Here is a 15,035-nt window from a genome sequence, read left to right on the forward strand (position 1 = left end):
ATACCGTCCCCACCCGAGCCGACTCGGCACCGAGCATCCTGCATCCCGGCCGTCCGGCACCGGGCACCCGGCGGTCGGCAGCCGGCCGGCACCCCGCACGAAGGAGAGCCCACGACGATGGCCACCATGGCGGACGTGGCGCGCAGCGCCGGGGTCTCCATCGCGACCGTCTCGCACGTGCTGAACGGCACCCGCCCCGTCCTCCCCCACACCCGCCAGGCCGTCCTGGACGCCGTGGAGGAGCTCGGTTACACCCCCAACACCCTGGCCCGCTCGCTGGTCACGGCCCGCACCCGGTCGATCGGGCTCGCGGTGTCCGCGATCAGCAACCCGTACTTCACGGAGATCCTCCAAGGCGTGGAGGCGGCCGCCCTGGAGCACGGGTACGGCCTCCTCATCGCCGACCCGCACGACGACCCGGCGCACGAGCGCATGGTCGTACAGCTGCTCCACGAGCGCCGGGTGGAGGGCATGATCCTGGCGCCCTCCCCCGAGCCCGGCGAACTCCTGGCCTACCTGAGGCGGCACCGGGTTCCTGCCGTGTTCCTGGACCGGCTGGTCGGCCCGCCCAGCGACGACGGCCCGCCTCTCTTCGACCAGGTCTGCGCCGAGAGCACCGAGCCGACCGCCGGCCTGGTCACCCATCTCGCGGGACTGGGCCACCGCCGCATCGGCCTGGTGGCCGGGCTGCCCGGGCTCAGCACGACCACGGAGCGGATCACCGGTTACCGCCTCGGGCTGGCGGCCTCGGGACTGCCGTTCGACGAGCGGATCCTGGTGCACGGCGACTCGGAGGTCTCGGGGGCCGAGCGCGCCACGGCCGGGCTGCTGCGCCTCGGTTCCCGCCCCACCGCGCTGGTCACCGCCAACAACGCCATGACCATCGGCGCCCTGCGCGCCCTGCAGGCCCACGGTCTGTCCGTGCCCGGGGACGTCGCCCTGTGCTGCTTCGACGACTTCGCCTGGGCCGACCTGTTCTCGCCCCGGCTCACCGCCGTGTCCCAGCCGAGCCGGGACATCGGCGCGCGGGCCGTCCGCATGCTGCTGGACCGTGTCGCCGGCCCGGACCGGCCGGCCCGCACCGAACGCCTCCCGTGCACCTTCGTGCACCGCACCTCGTGCGGCTGCCCGGAAGAAAGGAACCCCTCGTGATCGTCGTCGCCGGTGAGGCACTGATCGACCTGGTACCGCAGGGCGCGGGCGCGCTCGCCGCGCTGACGCCCGCGCTCGGCGGCGGTCCCTTCAACACGGCGGTGGCGCTGGGCCGCCTCGGCTCCCCCACCGCCTTCTGCTCGCGCGTGTCGCGGGACGCGTTCGGTGACGCGCTGCTGGAGCGGCTCAGGGAGACCGGCGTGGACGTGGCGTCCGTGCAGCGCGGTGACGAGCCGACGACGCTCGCCGTCGCCACGGTCGGCGCCGACGGCTCGGCGGCCTACTCGTTCTACGTGGAAGGCACGGCGGACCGGCTGTTCGGCGAGCCCGAGGCGCTGCCCGCCGGCACCCGGGCGGTGTCCTTCGGGACCTGTTCCCTCGTGCTGGAGCCGGGCGCGAGCGCGTACGAGGCGCTGATGCGTGAGGCGTCCGCGCAGGGCGTGTTCACGGCGCTCGACCCCAACATCCGGGCGGGGCTCATCCCGGACGCCGACGCCTACCGGGCCCGGTTCCGGAGCTGGCTGCCGTCGGTGTCGCTGCTGAAGCTGTCCGCGGAGGACGCCGAGTGGCTCGGCGGATCCCCGCGGGAGTGGCTGGCGGCGGGTCCCGCGGCGGTCGTGGTGACCAGGGGCGGGGACGGGCTGACGGCGTACACCCGGGACGGCGGCGAGTACGCGGTGCCGGGTGAGCGGGTGGAGGTGGTGGACACCATCGGAGCGGGCGACACGGTGAACGCGGCCCTGCTGCACGGGCTGGCCGAGCGTGACGCGCTCAGCCACGAAGGCGTGGCCGGGCTCGGCGCCGACGGCTGGGCGGGCCTGCTCCGGTTCGCGGCGCGCGCGGCGGCGATCACCTGCTCGCGCGCAGGTGCGGAGCCTCCGTACGCCCGTGAGCTGGGGGCCCATAAGGCCGTCTGACACGCACGTGCCGTGCCGCGGGGAGCGTCCCGGCGGCACGGCACACGTGCGAACGGCGAGCGGGTCAGGCCTTGGTGCCCCGTGTCGTCTTCCTCGCGGCGGTCTTGCCGGCCGTCTTCTTGGCGGTGGCCCCGACCGTCTTGGTCGTGGACTTCTTCGCCGTCGACCGGGCGGCGACCGTCTTCTTCGCCGCCTTGCGCGGGGCGCGGACCTGCTGGGCGTCGCTGATCCGCTCCGCGCCCAGGATCTCCCGCAGGAACTTGCCGGTGTGGCTGGCCGGCACGCCGGCGACCTGCTCGGGTGTGCCCTCCGCGACGACGAGGCCGCCGCCGGAGCCGCCCTCGGGGCCCATGTCGACGACCCAGTCGGCCGTCTTGATCACATCGAGGTTGTGCTCGATGACGATCACCGTGTTGCCCTTGTCCACCAGGCCGGACAGGACCGTCAGCAGCTTGCTGATGTCCTCGAAGTGCAGACCGGTCGTCGGCTCGTCGAGGACGTAGACCGTGCGGCCGGTGGAGCGCTTCTGCAGCTCGCTGGCGAGCTTGACGCGCTGCGCCTCGCCGCCGGACAGGGTGGTCGCGGACTGGCCGAGCCGGACGTAGCCGAGGCCGACGTCGTTGAGCGTCCGCAGGTGACGGGAGATCGCCGGGACCGCCTCGAAGAAGTGCATGGCCTCTTCGATCGGCATGTTCAGCACGTCGGCGATGGACTTGCCCTTGTAGTGGACCTCCAGCGTCTCCCGGTTGTAGCGGGCGCCGTGGCAGACCTCGCAGGGGACGTAGACGTCGGGCAGGAAGTTCATCTCGATCTTGATGGTGCCGTCGCCCGAGCAGTTCTCGCAGCGGCCGCCCTTGACGTTGAAGGAGAAGCGGCCCGGCATGTAGCCGCGGACCTTCGCCTCCGTGGTCTCCGCGAACAGCCTGCGGACGTGGTCGAAGACGCCCGTGTACGTCGCCGGGTTGGACCGCGGGGTGCGGCCGATGGGCGACTGGTCGACGTGGACGACCTTGTCGACGAGGTCGTCGCCCTCGACGCGCGTGTGCCGGCCGGGCACGGTGCGCGCGCCGTTCAGCTCGCGGGCGAGGTGCGTGTACAGGATGTCGTTGACCAGCGTGGACTTGCCGGAGCCGGACACGCCGGTGACCGCGGTGAAGACGCCCAGCGGGAAGGACACGTCGATGTCCCGCAGATTGTTCTCCCGGGCGCCGCGCACCGTGATGCGGCGCGACGGGTCGTGCGGGCGCCGCAGGTCGGGCAGCGGGATCGCCTTCCTGCCCGACAGGTACTGGCCGGTCTGCGACTCGGCGTTGGCGAGCAGCTCCTTGAGGGAGCCGCTGTGCACGACGTTGCCACCGTGCTCGCCGGCGCCGGGGCCGATGTCGACGATCCAGTCGGCGACCTTGATGGTGTCCTCGTCGTGCTCCACGACGATGAGCGTGTTGCCCATGTCGCGCAGTCGGACCAGGGTCTCGATCAGCCGGTGGTTGTCGCGCTGGTGCAGGCCGATGGACGGCTCGTCGAGCACGTAGAGCACGCCGACGAGGCCGGAGCCGATCTGGGTGGCCAGGCGGATGCGCTGGGCCTCGCCGCCGGACAGGGTGCCCGCCGCCCGGTTCAGCGAGAGGTAGTCCAGGCCGACGTCGACCAGGAACCGCAGGCGTTCGTTGACCTCCTTGAGGACCCGCTCGGCGATCTTCTTGTCACGGGCGGTCAGCTTCAGCTCGCCCAGGAAGTCCGCGCAGTCGCTGATGGACATCCCGGAGACCTCGGCGATGGACTTGCCCATGACCGTGACGGCGAGGACGACCGGCTTGAGGCGCGTGCCCTGGCAGGAGGGGCAGGGCACCTCGCGCATGTAGCCCTCGAAGCGCTCGCGGCTGGCGTCGCTCTCGGCCTCGCTGTGCCGCCGCTTGACGAACGGCACCGCGCCCTCGAAGGCCGTGGTGTAGCGCCGCTCGCGCCCGTAGCGGTTGCGGTAGCGGACCTCGACCTGGGTCTTGTGGCCGTGGAGCAGGGCCTTCTTGGCGCGCTGCGGCAGGCCGGCCCACGGGATGTCCGTGCGGAAGCCCAGCGCGTCCGCCAGGGCGCCGATCAGGCGGTCGAAGTAGTCCTTGGTGTGGCCGTGCGACCACGGGTGGATGGCGCCCTCGTCGAGGCTCTTGTCCGGGTCGGGGACGATCAGCTCGGGGTCGACCTCCATGCGCGTGCCGATGCCGGTGCACTCGGGGCAGGCGCCGAAGGGCGAGTTGAAGGAGAACGAGCGGGGCTCCAGCTCCTCGAACGACAGGTCGTCGTACGGGCAGTAGAGGTGCTCGGAGTACATGCGCTCGCGCTCGGGGTCGTCCTCGGGGAGGTCGACGAAGTCGAGCACGACCATGCCGCCGGACAGGCCGAGGGCGGTCTCCACGGAGTCGGTGAGCCGGCGCTTGGCGCCGTCCTTGACCGTGAGGCGGTCCACGACCACCTCGATGGTGTGCTTCTCCTGCTTCTTCAGCGTGGGCGGGCTGGACAGCTGGACGGTCTCGCCGTCCACCCGCGCGCGGGAGTAGCCCTTGGTCTGGAGGTCGGAGAAGAGGTCGACGAACTCGCCCTTGCGCTCGCGCACCAGCGGGGAGAGCACCTGGAAGCGGCTGCCCTCGGGCAGCTCCAGAACCCTGTCGACGATGGCCTGCGGCGACTGGCGGGAGATGGGCCGGCCGCACTCGGGACAGTGCGGCTTGCCGATGCGCGCGAAGAGCAGGCGCAGGTAGTCGTAGACCTCGGTGATGGTGCCGACCGTGGAGCGCGGGTTGCGCGAGGTGGACTTCTGGTCGATGGAGACCGCCGGGGAGAGGCCCTCGATGAAGTCGACGTCCGGCTTGTCCATCTGACCGAGGAACTGCCGGGCGTAGGAGGAGAGCGACTCGACGTACCGCCGCTGCCCCTCGGCGAAGATGGTGTCGAAGGCCAGCGAGGACTTGCCCGACCCCGACAGGCCCGTGAAGACGATGAGCGAGTCGCGCGGGAGGTCGAGCGAGACGTTCTTGAGGTTGTGCTCGCGCGCTCCACGGACGATGAGACGGTCGGCCACGCCGGTCCGCACCTTTCTTGAAGGGAAGTGACAGGGGCGGGCCCCCGTCTTCTTCAGACTAGGGGGAGCCACTGACAACGCCGGTTCGGATTCACGGATAGTCAACAAACCCCGGCTCTCCAGCATGCCCGACGCCGCACCCGACCTTATAGCACGTGCATTCGATTTCACCGTCCGGTTCACCTCCTTCACCCGAAGGTGTGACGCGGCTAAGGTCGGCGACATGATTGATCACGCTGATGACCTGGCGTCTGTACAGGCCGCGACCGAGCGGCTGCTCCATGCGGTCGGCGCACTGGACAACGCGGCTGTGACCCAGTCGTCACGCCTGCCCGGCTGGACCCGCGGTCATGTGCTGACCCACCTGGCCCGCAACGCGGATGCGCTGGTGAACGTCTTCGAGGACCGCCCCATGTACGTCTCCGCCGAGGCTCGGGACGCCGACATCGAGGCGGGCGCCGCGCGCCCCCTGGACGAACAGCTCGCGGACGTGCGGGAGAGCGCGGAGCGTCTCCGCGCGGCGGCCGCGGTCCCGGCGGACTGGTCACGCACCGTCGAGCTGCGCAACGGCGTCACCGACCGCGCCGAGCGGGTGCCCTTCCGGCGCTGGATCGAGGTGGAGCTGCACCACGTCGACCTGGGCATCGGCTACGAGCTGGAGGACCTGCCGGCCGCCTTCACGGAGCGGGAGATCGGCTTCCTCGCCGCCCGGTTCAGCGGTCACGCGGACGTGCCCGCCACCACCCTGTCCTGCACCGACGGCCGCACCTGGACCACCGGCGGCGGGTCGGACGGCGGCGCGGTCACGGTGGAGGGGACGCCCGCCGATCTGCTCGGCTGGCTCGCCGGACGCCGGGACGGCGCAGCCCTGACGGTGAAGGGCGGCGACCTCCCGAAGCTCCCGCCCCTGTGAGCACTGTCCGGCGCCGGTTCCGGCGTTAGGCTGACGCTCATGACGTACAGCGGGCGGGTGACGGTCGGCGGGCCGGCCGACGTGCACGAACTCAAGGACCTGATGATCACCAAGGTCGCGGTCGGCCCCATGGAGAACAACGCGTACCTGCTGCGCTGCCGGGCCACCGACGAGCAGCTGCTGATCGACGCGGCGAACGAGGCCGGGACGCTGCTGGGCATGATCGGTGACGACGGCATCGCGTCCGTCGTCACCACCCACCGGCACGGCGACCACTGGCAGGCGCTCGCGGAGGTCGTGGCCGCCACCGGCGCCCGCACCTACGCGGGCCGTTACGACGCCGAGGGCATCCCGGTGGAGACGGACGTTCTCGTGGACGACGGCGACGTGATCCGCGTAGGCCAGGTCGAGCTCACCGCCCGCCGGCTGGTCGGCCACACCCCCGGTTCGATCGCCCTCGTCTACGACGACCCCCACGGGCATCCCCATGTGTTCACCGGGGACTGTCTGTTCCCGGGCGGTGTGGGCAACACCCACAAGGACCCGGAGGCGTTCGCCAGCCTGCTGCACGACGTCGAGACCAAGATCTTCGACGTCCTTCCGGACGAGGCCTGGGTCTACCCGGGCCACGGCAACGACACCACGCTCGGCGCCGAACGTCCCCACCTGCCGAAGTGGCGCGACCGCGGCTGGTGAGCGGGCGGCGGGCCCGCGTCACGCCTCGGCCACGCCCGGTCCGGCCAGCGCCGCGATCCGCTCCACCGCGAACACGTACCCCTGGACGCCGCACCCCGCGATGACGCCGTCGGCGCGCAGGGAAACGTAGGAGTGGTGCCGGAAACTCTCCCGCCGATGGATGTTGGAGATGTGCACCTCCATCACGGGCATGCCGTCGCAGGCGTTGAGGGCGTCCAGGATCGCGACGGAGGTGTGCGAGTAGGCGCCCGGGTTGATGACGATGCCGCAGTGCTCGAGCCGCGCCTCGTGGATCCAGTCGACCAGCTCGCCCTCGTGGTTGGACTGGCGGAGGTCCACCGTGCCGTTGTGCGCGGCGGCGGCGCGGGCGCACATCGCCTCGACGTCGGCCAGCGTGTCACGCCCGTAGATCTCCGGCTGCCGCTGCCCGAGAAGATTCAGGTTGGGCCCGTTGAGGATCATGATCGGGGCGTCGGCCAGGTTGCGGGGCACGTTTCCTCCGGTCCGTCGAGGGTGCGGTCCCTCACCCGGAACCGCTGGTCGCCCCGGTGTATCACGTCGCGTCGGGGGCTCGTACGGGACGGCGCCCCGGATCTGACGCCCGCTCGCGGCGGGAACGCCCCGGGGCCGCCCGGACGCGCGGGCGGCCCCGGAGGTCTCGTCGGTCAGGGGTTGATCGTCAGTTCCAGGTAGGCGGCGAGCAGCACCAGGTGTACACCTCCCTGGAGCGGTGTGGCCCGGCCCGGGACCACGGTCAGGGCGCCGACCACCACGGTGAGGGCGAGCAGCACCATGTGGGTGTTGCTGAGGCCGAGGACGAGCGCGCCCGGCAGCCAGAGCGAGGCCACCGCGACGGCCGGGATGGTCAGGCCGATGCTGGCCATCGCCGAGCCCAGTGCCAGGTTCATGCTGGTCTGCACGTGGTTGCGGCGCGCCGCGCGCACCGCGGCGATGGTCTCCGGCAGCAGCACCAGCAGGGCGATGATCACACCGACCACGCCGTGGCCGAGGCCGGCCGCCTCCACCCCGGACTCGATGGTCGGCGAGACGCCTTTGGCCAGGCCGACGACGCCGATCAGGGCGAGGAGCAGCAGTCCGAGGCTGATCAGCGCGGTACGCGTGGAGGGCGCCTCGGCGTGCTGGTCGGGGGAGGGCACTTCCCCCTGCTTCACGACCGGGAGGAAGTAGTCGCGGTGTCTCACCGTCTGGGTCGCGACGAACAACCCGTAGAGGGTCAGTGAGGCGACCGCGGCGAAGGTGAGCTGGACGGTGGAGAACTCCGGGCCCGTCTTGCTCGTGGTGAACGTCGGGAGCACGAGGCTCAGCACGGCCAGCGTGGCCACGGTGGCCAGGGCGGCGCCGGTGCCTTCGGAGTTGAACACGGCCGTCTTGTGGCGCAGCGAGCCGACGAGCAGACTGAGCCCGAGGATGCCGTTGCATGTGATCATGACGGCGGCGAACACGGTGTCCCGCGCGAGGGTCGCGCTCTTGTCCCCGCCGTCGAGCATCAGGGTCACGATCAGCGCGACCTCGATGACCGTGACGGCGACCGCCAGCACCAGGGAGCCGAACGGCTCACCGACCCGGTGGGCGACCACCTCCGCGTGGTGCACGGCCGCGAGCACCGCCCCCGCGAGGACCAGGGTCACCACGGCGACGATGCCGCCTGGGAGGTCCCTGCCCCAGGTCAGGGCGAGGAGGACGACCGCGAGCACCGGAACGGCATGTGTCCAGCGGCCTGCGAGGGACTTGATCCGGTCCATCATGCGGCGATCGTCCCCGGCACGAGGGAATGCCGCACCTCAAGGACTGTCGACCACCGGGCGACCGTGGAGGGCGTCGGAACTGCTGTCACCGCCGAGCGGCGACCCCTTCCGCTCCGCGATCCTGATCGTCTCGGGGTCATCATGGTCACGCATGCCCTCCTTGTACTGGTCGGTTGCGATGGGCGCCGCCCAGGGGCGGCGCAGTGGAACGTGCGAGTCCGGGAGCGGGGCGGCGTCGCGCCTCCCCCGCTCCCGGTGCCCGTGTTCCTGGTGTCGACGGGGTCAGACGTCGATGTCGGTCTTCGCCGGGGTCTCGGCCGGCCCGGCGGCCGCCTCGGCCTGCGCCTGCTTGCGGGAGGCGCGGAGGCTGGTGATCGTGGTGACGATCAGCACCGAGCAGATCACGCCCAGGGAGACCGGGATGCTGATCTCGGGGACGTGCACCCCGGATTCGTGCAGCGCGTGCAGTACCAGCTTCACGCCGATGAAGCCGAGGATGATCGACAGGCCGTAGGACAGGTGGACCAGCTTCCGCAGCAGTCCGCCGATGAGGAAGTACAGCTGCCGCAGACCCATCAGCGCGAACGCGTTCGCCGTGAACACGATGTACGGGTCCTGGGTCAGGCCGAAGATCGCGGGGATCGAGTCCAGCGCGAACAGGACGTCAGTGGTGCCGATGGCGAGCATCACGACGAGCATCGGGGTCATGACCCGCTTGCCGTTCTGCTGGATCCACAGCTTGGTCCCGTGGTAGCGGTCGGCCACGCCGAAGCGGCGCTCTGCCGCCTTGAGGAGCTTGTTCTCCTCGAACTCCTCGTCCTCCTGGTCGGCCCGGGCCTCCTGGATGAGCTTCCAGGCGGTCCAGATCAGGAAGGCGCCGAAGATGTAGAACACCCAGGAGAAGCTGGCGATGATGGCCGCGCCCGCGGCGATGAATATCGCGCGCAGCACCAGGGCGATGAGGACGCCGACGAGGAGCACCCGCTGCTGGTACTTGGAGGGCACCGCGAACTTCGCCATGATCAGGACGAAGACGAAGAGGTTGTCGACGCTCAGCGACTTCTCGGTGATGTAGCCGGCGAAGAACTCGCCCGCCGGCCGGCCGCCTCCGAAGATCAGCAGACCGAATCCGAAGATCGCGGCCAGGACGATCCAGACGACCGTCCAGATCCCCGCCTCCTTGACGGACACGTCATGCGGTTTGCGGCCGATGAAGAAATCGACGGCGATCAGGGCGCACAGGCCCACGATCGTCATGACCCACAGGGTCAGGGAAACATCCACTGCGCCTCCGGCAGTACGTAACACGGCAAATGTCAGCGTCGTCGCTGCCGGAGGTCTCTTCCACCCGGCCCCTCGGGACGCGTGATGCGCTCCGACGGTCCTCGGGCCGACGCCCCGGGATCTGGCCTGATCCGTATTGACGGGGTCGCCGCACAGACAGGGAGTACTCCCCTCCGTGCGGCCAAGACTACCCAATCACCAAGGATTGGTAAAGAGATCGGTAAAGAAAGGCACAAAGACCCAGGTGGGGGTCTTTGCGCGTCCTTGGTCAAAGCACTCGGTCGGTCACCTGTTCCACGTGCGGCGGGCCTCGGCGACCTTGGTGAGGACCTGTCGGAGCACCTCGCTGCCGTGCGGCACCGCCGGCGGCTCGTACGTCCAGGCGTGTCCCACCCACGGGTCGGCGAGGTGGTCGTCGGGCACCGGGGTCAGGCGCAGCAGCGCGCGCCACAGCGGATCGAGCAGCGGACCGTAACCCGCGGAATCCTCGCGGTCCGCGACCATCATCAGGTGGACGCCGACGGACGGCCCCTCGTCGACGAGGTAACGCAGCTGGTTCACGGCCCGGTCGTCGAAGCCGTGCGGGAAGTCGTTGACGATCAGCAGCTGCTGCGAGGCGTCGAAGCCGGGCGGCAGTGCGTCCGGCGCTCCGCCGCGCAGCGCCATCTGCACCAGGTCGACCCGCTCGGTGAGCCGGGCCAGCACCTCCGTCACACCCGCGGCGCCCTGGGCGGGCGGCCCTGCGAGGACGCCGGTCTGGGTGAGCGGGGCCAGCGCCTGCGCGCCGGACCCGGCCGGGTCGACGACGTGCACGGTGAACTCACCGGCCGGGTAGACGGCGAGCAGCCGCGCGGCGTGCGCCACCGCGGTGTCCATGGCCAGGCGCCGCATGTCGTGGGAGTCGGTGAACGACCCGTCCAGGGAGTCGGTGCGTCCGCTGTCGATCCACAGTCCGCGCTCCAGCGGCAGCCGGAGCAGCATGGGAATACGGATCGACTCGGCCTCGGGCAGCCGTAGGTCGCCCAGGCGCAGCGCCATGGGTATCTCCATCGGCACCCGGTAGGCGTGCCAGCAGGGGTTGTCCCAGCGGGCGAACGCCGGGGGCAGCGCGGGCTCGACGACCTCGGACTCGGCGACGAGCTGGGCGACGTCCCGGTCGAGGGACGCCCGCGCCTGGTCGACGAGCTGCGAGTACCGCGCGCGGGCCGCCTCGCGGGCGGCGTCGCCCTGGCCGCCGATGCGGCTGCGCGGGTCGGACAGGGCCTGTTCCAGCTCCTTGTCCATCCGCGACTCGGCGAAGTCCGCTGCGCTGCGGTAGGCGGCGGCGGTGCGGGCCAGGTCCTCGAACATGCCCCAGACCTGGTTGTACAGCCGCTCCTCCATGGACCAGCCGGTCGCGTCGCCCGCCACGGGCTGCGCGGGCCGTCCGGGCTGCGCCGGGGGCGCCGCGGGCGGGGGCGGCGGCGGGGCGGACGTCTGCCGCCCGGGGTGGCTGTAGTTGACGGGCCCGCCCGAGGCCGCGTGGGGGTCGGTGGCACCGTCGTAGGCGGGCTGTGCTCCGCCCTGTCCCTGGCCGCCCGACGGCTGCCCGCCGTACGCCGACTGCACGGGGCCGGGGGCGCCCTGCGGCGCGGCGCCCTGGTCGGGGCCGACCGCGGGGGCCGCGGCCTGACGGGAGCGGTCGCCCTCGGACGTTCGGGGCGGCGGCGCCTGGACGGAGCGCGCGAGGCCACGGGCGAGGGCCTCGTCGATGCCGGACGCGAGCTGCGCGGCCTCGGCCAGCCCCTGGTCGGCGAAGAGTTCGGCCAGTCCGCCCGCGTAGCCCTGGCCGACGGCGCGCACCTTCCAGGCGCCCTGCCGCCGGTACAGCTCCAGCGCGACGACGGCGGACTCCAGGTCCAGGCCGGTGATGGTGTAACTGGCCACCTCGGTGCCGTCGAGGCCGGTGACGGCGACGAAGGGGGCGGCCACGGCACCGAAGCGGGCGGGTCCCGCGCCGCCGTTCGGGGCGGGCAGAGCGAGCAGCACGCTGACGCGGTGGACGGCTTCGGTCACGGCGTCCAGGTCCACCGCGAGACGGTGGTCGGCGGCCGCCTGGCGCGACACCTCCAGGCCGGGCTGCACGGGGGCGCCCGGGTGGGCCACCCATTCCGTGCCGTGGATCCGTCCGTTCTCGTCGCTCAGCGCCGCGGCGGCCGCGACCGGCGTGCCGGCCGAGATCCGGATCTCCAGACGGGACTGGGACAGCGGGTGGTTCTGCCCCCGCACCAGCTCGGCCGTCATCGCGTTGGTCCCCCTGTGTCGCGTCGATGTGTCGGGTGCGCCGAACCGGCCCCGCGACGGGGCCGGTTCGTCAGCCGCTGCTGCCTAGAGGACCGGCAGGATGGCCGGCATCAGGTCCTGGAACGTGCGGCCGTTGGCCGGGTTTCCGATGGCCGTCATCGTCCAGCCCGAGCCGGTGCGGTGCACCTTGGCCATGATCTGGGCGGTGTAGGGGCCGCCGCCGGCCAGCGTGTAGCGGGCGAGCTCCTCGCCGTTGGTCTCGTCGACCAGGCGGCAGAAGGCGTTCTGCACCTCCTGGAACGTCTGGCCCGTGAAGGAGTTCACGGTGAAGACGATCTGGTCGATGTGGACCGGGACGCGCGAGAGGTCGACGAGGATGGCCTCGTCGTCGCCGCCCTGGCCGACACCGCCCACGAGGTTGTCACCGGTGTGGCGCACGGAGCCGTCGTCGCTCACCAGGTGGCGGAAGAAGACGACGTCGACCGGCTGCTTGTCGGCGAAGAGGACGGCGGAGGCGTCCAGGTCGATCTCCCGGGTGCGGGAGCCGAACAGGCCACGCCGGGGGGCCGCCTGCCAGCCGAGACCCATGCGAACCGCGGTCAGGCTGCCGCCGTCGTTCTTCTGCAGACTGATGGCCTGACCCTTGGTCATATTGACGGTCACGCGCTGATTCCCCTCTCGACGTCCCCTGTTGCCGCGAAGACCGCGGTTGACCAGAACCCTACGCAGGTGCACCGACGGCGACGAACCCCGGTCCGCACTTTGTGTCGGTCTTGCAACACATTCCGTGTGCGGAGGTCAGGACAGGCCCGCCTCCTGCATCTGCCTCAGTTCCTTCTTCATCTCGGACACCTCGTCGCGCAGCCGTGCCGCGATCTCGAACTGCAGGTCGGCGGCGGCGGCGCGCATGCGCGTGGTGAGTTCCTCGATCTGCCCGGCGAGTTCGGCCGCGGGACGGTCGGTCGGCACGGTCTCGGCGGCCTTGCCCTTGGCGTTCTTCGCGGCCTTGGCGTTCTTCGCGGCCTTGCCTCCGAGGGCGGGCACGGGCGTCCTGGTGCCGCCGCCGTCCTTCTTGGCCTGGCGGTAGCCCGAGCCGAGCAGCTGCTCGGTGTCGATGTCCTCGCGGGCGATCTGCGCGACGATGTCGTTGATCTTCTTGCGCAGCGGCTGCGGGTCGATGCCTCTGGCCTGGTTGTACGCGATCTGCTTCTCGCGGCGGCGGTTGGTCTCCTCGATGGCCTTCTCCATCGCCGGCGTGATCTTGTCGGCGTACATGTGGACCTGACCGGAGACGTTGCGCGCCGCGCGGCCGATGGTCTGGATCAGGGAGGTGCCCGACCGCAGGAAGCCCTCCTTGTCGGCGTCGAGGATCGCCACCAGGGACACCTCGGGCAGGTCGAGGCCCTCACGCAGCAGGTTGATGCCGACCAGGACGTCGTACTCGCCGCTGCGCAGCTCCCGCAGCAGCTCCACCCGGCGCAGGGTGTCGACGTCGCTGTGCAGGTACCGCACCTGGATGCCGAGTTCGAGGAAGTAGTCCGTGAGGTCCTCGGCCATCTTCTTGGTGAGCGTGGTGACCAGGACGCGCTCGTCCTTCTCCACGCGTGTGCGGATCTCGTGCACCAGGTCGTCGATCTGGCCCTCGGTGGGCTTGACGACGACCTCGGGGTCGACGAGTCCGGTCGGACGGATGATCTGCTCGACGAAGCCGTCCGAGCGGGAAAGCTCGTACTGGCCGGGGGTGGCCGACAGGTACACCGTCTGGCCGACGCGCTCCTGGAACTCCTCCCACTTCAGCGGGCGGTTGTCCAGGGCGGACGGCAGCCGGAAGCCGTGGTCGACCAGGGTGCGCTTGCGGGAGGCGTCGCCCTCGTACATGGCGCCGATCTGCGGCACGGTGACGTGCGACTCGTCGATGACGAGGAGGAAGTCGTCCGGGAAGTAGTCCAGGAGGGTGTTGGGCGGCGATCCCGGTGTGCGGCCGTCGAAGTGCATCGAGTAGTTCTCCACACCGGAGCAGGTGCCGATCTGGCGGAGCATCTCGATGTCGTACGTGGTACGCATGCGCAGTCGCTGGGCCTCCAGCAGCTTGCCCTGCTTCTCCAGCTCGGTCAGGCGCTCGACGAGCTCCTTCTCGATGTCGTTGACCGCGCGCTCCAGCCGCTCGGGGCCCGCGACGTAATGGGAGGCGGGGAAGACGTAGAGGTGCTGGTCGTCGCTGATGATCTCGCCGGTGAGCGGGTGCAGCGTGGACAGCGCCTCGATCTCGTCGCCGAACATCTCGATGCGGACGGCGAGCTCCTCGTAGACCGGGAAGATCTCGATGGTGTCGCCGCGCACGCGGAAGGTGCCGCGGGTGAAGGCCATGTCGTTGCGCGTGTACTGGATGTCGACGAAGCGGCGCAGCAGCTCGTCGCGGTCGATCTCGTCGCCGACGCGCAGCGGGACCATGCGGTCCACGTACTCCTGCGGCGTGCCCAGGCCGTAGATGCAGGAGACGGAGGCGACCACGACGACGTCGCGGCGGGTGAGCAGCGAGTTGGTCGCGGAGTGGCGCAGCCGCTCGACCTCCTCGTTGATCGAGGAGTCCTTCTCGATGTAGGTGTCCGACTGCGGGACGTACGCCTCGGGCTGGTAGTAGTCGTAGTACGAGACGAAGTACTCGACCGCGTTGTTCGGCAGGAGCTCGCGGAACTCGTTGGCCAGCTGGGCGGCCAGGGTCTTGTTCGGCGCCATGACCAGGGTCGGGCGCTGGAGCTTCTCGATCATCCACGCCGTGGTGGCGGACTTGCCGGTGCCGGTGGCGCCGAGCAGCACGACGTCCTGCTCGCCGGCCTCGATGCGCTTGGCGAGCTCGGCGATGGCCGCGGGCTGGTCGCCGCTGGGCTGGTAGGGGCTGACGACCTCGAAGGGCGCCACCGTGCGTTCGATCTGGGAAACGGGCCGCATGT

11 protein-coding genes are annotated in these 15,035 nt (G+C 70.9%); 4 read left to right on the plus strand and 7 right to left on the minus strand.

Annotated elements, in window-relative coordinates; translation table 11 throughout:
• Positions 1 to 117: 117 nt before the first annotated feature.
• Positions 118 to 1,152 (plus strand): LacI family DNA-binding transcriptional regulator, encoded by a 1,035-nt coding sequence (locus ACF1AG_RS00075; RefSeq protein ID WP_359601847.1) that lies wholly within the window; start codon positions 118 to 120, stop codon positions 1,150 to 1,152.
• On the plus strand, positions 1,149 to 2,069 hold the full coding sequence (locus tag ACF1AG_RS00080) for a carbohydrate kinase (protein ID WP_359601848.1): 921 nt from the start codon (positions 1,149 to 1,151) through the stop codon (positions 2,067 to 2,069). The genes ACF1AG_RS00075 and ACF1AG_RS00080 overlap by 4 nt, the downstream gene beginning before the upstream one ends.
• 64 nt (positions 2,070 to 2,133) lie before the next feature.
• On the opposite strand, the gene uvrA is transcribed toward ACF1AG_RS00080, so the two are convergent.
• Positions 2,134 to 5,142, minus strand: a complete 3,009-nt coding sequence (gene uvrA / locus ACF1AG_RS00085) for an excinuclease ABC subunit UvrA (protein ID WP_359601849.1) — start codon at positions 5,140 to 5,142, stop codon at positions 2,134 to 2,136.
• Between the two features lie 223 nt (positions 5,143 to 5,365).
• Here uvrA and ACF1AG_RS00090 point away from each other — a divergent pair, with 223 nt between their 5' ends.
• Both ACF1AG_RS00090 and ACF1AG_RS00095 read left to right on the plus strand, forming a co-directional pair.
• Positions 5,366 to 6,055, plus strand: a complete 690-nt coding sequence (locus tag ACF1AG_RS00090; RefSeq protein WP_387794762.1) for a maleylpyruvate isomerase family mycothiol-dependent enzyme — start codon at positions 5,366 to 5,368, stop codon at positions 6,053 to 6,055.
• Between the two features lie 39 nt (positions 6,056 to 6,094).
• Positions 6,095 to 6,751 carry an MBL fold metallo-hydrolase gene (locus ACF1AG_RS00095; RefSeq protein WP_359601851.1) on the plus strand — a complete coding sequence of 219 codons (657 nt, stop codon included), beginning with the start codon at positions 6,095 to 6,097 and terminating at the stop codon, positions 6,749 to 6,751.
• Between the two features lie 18 nt (positions 6,752 to 6,769).
• On the opposite strand, the gene aroQ is transcribed toward ACF1AG_RS00095, so the two are convergent.
• From aroQ to uvrB, 6 genes are all read right to left on the minus strand, one after another.
• Positions 6,770 to 7,243, minus strand: coding sequence for a type II 3-dehydroquinate dehydratase (aroQ, locus tag ACF1AG_RS00100; protein WP_359601852.1), 474 nt, complete (start codon positions 7,241 to 7,243; stop codon positions 6,770 to 6,772).
• A 173-nt stretch (positions 7,244 to 7,416) separates the two neighbouring features.
• A complete protein-coding gene (locus ACF1AG_RS00105) occupies positions 7,417 to 8,517 on the minus strand; it encodes an ionic transporter y4hA (RefSeq protein WP_359601853.1) in 1,101 nt (366 codons plus the stop codon).
• A gap of 282 nt (positions 8,518 to 8,799) precedes the next feature.
• Positions 8,800 to 9,801, minus strand: coding sequence for a TerC family protein (locus ACF1AG_RS00110; RefSeq protein WP_359601854.1), 1,002 nt, complete (start codon positions 9,799 to 9,801; stop codon positions 8,800 to 8,802).
• 285 nt (positions 9,802 to 10,086) lie between these two features.
• Positions 10,087 to 12,084: a TerD family protein gene (locus tag ACF1AG_RS00115; RefSeq protein ID WP_387794759.1), complete on the minus strand. Its 1,998-nt coding sequence runs from the start codon at positions 12,082 to 12,084 to the stop codon at positions 10,087 to 10,089.
• Positions 12,085 to 12,168: 84 nt separating this feature from the next.
• The gene (locus tag ACF1AG_RS00120) at positions 12,169 to 12,747 is read right to left on the minus strand and encodes a TerD family protein (RefSeq protein WP_359601856.1); all 579 of its coding nucleotides are present in this window, start codon (positions 12,745 to 12,747) and stop codon (positions 12,169 to 12,171) included.
• A 135-nt stretch (positions 12,748 to 12,882) separates the two neighbouring features.
• Positions 12,883 to 15,033: an excinuclease ABC subunit UvrB gene (uvrB, locus tag ACF1AG_RS00125; RefSeq protein WP_359601857.1), complete on the minus strand. Its 2,151-nt coding sequence runs from the start codon at positions 15,031 to 15,033 to the stop codon at positions 12,883 to 12,885.
• Positions 15,034 to 15,035 lie beyond the last annotated feature (2 nt).

Origin of the sequence: Streptomyces sp. NPDC014764 (assembly GCF_043082785.1) — a bacterium.
Taxonomy (GTDB): Bacteria; Actinomycetota; Actinomycetes; order Streptomycetales; family Streptomycetaceae; genus Streptomyces; species Streptomyces althioticus.

Bases quoted from the DNA above. Each gene is read 5' to 3' on its own strand.
- ACF1AG_RS00090 (WP_387794762.1), top strand. From the start codon at position 5,366: ATGATTGATCACGCTGATGACCTGGCGTCTGTACAGGCCGCGACCGAG.
- uvrB (WP_359601857.1), bottom strand. From the start codon at position 15,033: ATGCGGCCCGTTTCCCAGATCGAACGCACGGTGGCGCCCTTCGAGGTC.
- ACF1AG_RS00075 (WP_359601847.1), top strand. From the start codon at position 118: ATGGCCACCATGGCGGACGTGGCGCGCAGCGCCGGGGTCTCCATCGCG.
- ACF1AG_RS00095 (WP_359601851.1), top strand. From the start codon at position 6,095: ATGACGTACAGCGGGCGGGTGACGGTCGGCGGGCCGGCCGACGTGCAC.
- ACF1AG_RS00105 (WP_359601853.1), bottom strand. From the start codon at position 8,517: ATGATGGACCGGATCAAGTCCCTCGCAGGCCGCTGGACACATGCCGTT.
- ACF1AG_RS00115 (WP_387794759.1), bottom strand. From the start codon at position 12,084: ATGACGGCCGAGCTGGTGCGGGGGCAGAACCACCCGCTGTCCCAGTCC.